The sequence below is a fragment of the Methylobacterium sp. WL6 genome, assembly GCF_008040095.1.
In the GTDB taxonomy this organism is placed as follows: domain Bacteria; phylum Pseudomonadota; class Alphaproteobacteria; order Rhizobiales; family Beijerinckiaceae; genus Methylobacterium.
This window is the reverse complement of record NZ_VRVH01000474.1, coordinates 1-2336: the sequence shown is the minus strand read 5'-3', so window position 1 is coordinate 2336 and position 2336 is coordinate 1. Positions and strand designations below refer to the sequence as shown.

Here is a 2336-nt window from a genome sequence, read left to right as displayed (position 1 = left end):
CCTCCGCGTCCTGCGCCGAGGCCGCCGAGATCCCGAGCAGCCGCGCAACCGTCGGTGCGCTGCCGGCAGGCAGCAGGCACGTCAGCGCGAGCGCGCCGAGCGGGAGCAGGCAGAGGGCTGAACGCATCGTCACTTCCCGGTCGGCTGGCCGGCGCGCCGGGCGCGCCGAGGGCTCGGTCGGCGCGACACCGGCACCGGACGCGGGAGTCATGAAGCCTGCGCGCCGCTTCGGCAAGATGGGGTCTCGGGCCGCCCGGATCGGCGCCGCCCGGCGCCGTCAGCCGGCGTGGATCTCGGCGGCGGCGTTCTGGGCCGCCATCGCCGCGACCGGCAGAGCCGGCGCCTCGCCGAGGTCGATCCGCACCGGGGGTTGCGGCGCGGTCGGCGCGGGGGCCGGCTTGGGCTGGGGATCGTTGTAGGGCGTGTTGTAGCCCTTGCGCACGGCGGCCCAGTAGGCGTCGCGCGCGAGGCCGGAGCCGACGAGGGCCGCGTCGATCATCGCGGTGGCGGTGGCGGCGAGTGCCGGGGTCTCTTCCGGCTTCGTCCAACTCTCGACGGGCATGCTCGCGGTCTCCGATGCGCTTGCGCCGCTGTAGCAGGGCTTACCTAGCTAGACCGTGAACGCGCCAGGCGGATTTCGGTTGCTGTGCACCATTTTCAGGCAGCCGTCTCCGCGAGCCGCGCGAGCCAGCCCTCGGCCTGCGCGCGGACGTTGGCCGGGGCGGTGCCGCCGAAGCTGACCCGGCTCGCCACCGAGTTCGCGACGCCCAGCACCGCGTAGACCGCCTGCGTGATCTGCGGCTCCGCCTCCTGCATCTCGGGCAGCGACAGCGCCTCCAGCCCGACGCCCTTGGCCGAGGCCATGCCGACGAGGCGGCCGGTGACGTGGTGCGCCTGGCGGAACGGCAGCCCGAGCTCGCGCACCAGCCAGTCGGCGAGGTCGGTCGCGGTGCTGTAGCCGGAGCCCGCGGCCCGCGCGAGGACCTCCGCGTTCGGCTCGAGGTCGCGGACCATGCCGGTCATCGCGGCCAGGCACAGCGACAGCGCCTGCAGCGCGTCGAAGGTGCCCTCCTTGTCCTCCTGCATGTCCTTCGAATAGGCCAGCGGCAGGCCCTTCATCACCGTGAGCAGTCCCATCAGCGCGCCGACGATGCGCCCGCTCTTGGCCCGCACCAGCTCCGCCGCGTCGGGGTTGCGCTTCTGCGGCATGATCGACGAGCCGGTGGTGTACCCGTCCGACAGCTTGACGAAGTCGAACTGCGCCGAGGTCCACACCACCAGCTCCTCGGCGAAGCGCGAGAGGTGGATCGCGCAGATCGAGGCGGCCGAGAGCGATTCGAGGGCGAAGTCGCGGTCGGCGACGGAGTCGAGCGAGTTCGCCGTCGGGCGGTCGAAGCCCAGCGCCGCGGCCGTGGCGTGCCGGTCGATCGGGAACGAGGTGCCGGCGAGCGCGGCCGCGCCCAGCGGGCACTCGTTGAGCCGGGCGCGCGCATCGCGAAAACGGCCGCGGTCGCGCGCCAGCATCTCGACATAGGCGAGGCAATGGTGCCCGAAGGTGACCGGCTGGGCCGATTGCAGGTGGGTGAAGCCCGGCATCACCGTGCCGGCATGGGCCAGCGCCTTCTCCGCCAGCGCCCGCTGCAGCCCGGCGGCCTGCGCGTCGAGGTTGTCGAGGGTGTCGCGCACCCACAGCTTCATGTCGGTGGCGACCTGGTCGTTGCGCGAGCGCGCGGTGTGCAGGCGCCCGGCGGCCGGGCCGACGATCTCGGTCAGCCGGCTCTCGACCGACATGTGGATGTCCTCGAGCTCGCGCTTGAACACGAAGCCGCCGGACTCAATCTCCGCCTGCACGGCCTTGAGGCCGCCCTCGATGGCTGCCACATCGTCGGCCGGCAGGATGCCCTGGGCGCCCAGCATCGCGACATGCGCCAGCGAGCCGCGGATGTCCTGGGGGGCGAGGCGCTTGTCGAATCCGATGGAGGCGTTGATCTCCTCCATGATCTCGGCGGGGCCGCTCGCGAAGCGTCCGCCCCACATCCGGTTGCTCATGGTCTTCCCGATCCTTCCGCTCGCGCTCGAGCATTCCCCGTGATCCCGCGATCACGGGGAATGCGCCCGCCTCTCGTGTGGTCGCATTCTCTTCACGCGCGCCGGCATCCGCCGCGCTCGAAAATGCTCTGGGGTACGCAACGATGATGCCTGGACGATTGATGGGCGCCGCGATCGGCGCCGGCCTCGTCACCGCCTTGGCCGCCGGCCTCGCCCTATACGGGACCGGTGCGGGGCCCGGCAACGCCCCCGCGCCCTGTGCCGCCTCGGCCGCCGCGGTGGCCCGG

Annotated in this window: 2 protein-coding genes; both read right to left on the bottom strand. The window is 72.7% G+C overall.

Annotated features, from left to right (window positions below; all coding sequences use genetic code 11):
• Positions 1–277: 277 nt before the first annotated feature.
• On the bottom strand, positions 278–562 hold the full coding sequence (locus FV230_RS27380) for a hypothetical protein (protein WP_147729634.1): 285 nt from the start codon (positions 560–562) through the stop codon (positions 278–280).
• A gap of 95 nt (positions 563–657) precedes the next feature.
• Positions 658–2049 carry an argininosuccinate lyase gene (argH, locus tag FV230_RS27375; protein ID WP_147844605.1) on the bottom strand — a complete coding sequence of 464 codons (1392 nt, stop codon included), beginning with the start codon at positions 2047–2049 and terminating at the stop codon, positions 658–660.
• Between the last annotated feature and the right edge of the window lie 287 nt (positions 2050–2336).

What these genes read in the sequence shown, in the direction of transcription:
- FV230_RS27380 (WP_147729634.1), bottom strand. Translation starts at nt 562, where the DNA reads ATGCCCGTCGAGAGTTGGACGAAGCCGGAAGAGACCCCGGCACTCGCC.
- argH (WP_147844605.1), bottom strand. Translation starts at nt 2,049, where the DNA reads ATGAGCAACCGGATGTGGGGCGGACGCTTCGCGAGCGGCCCCGCCGAG.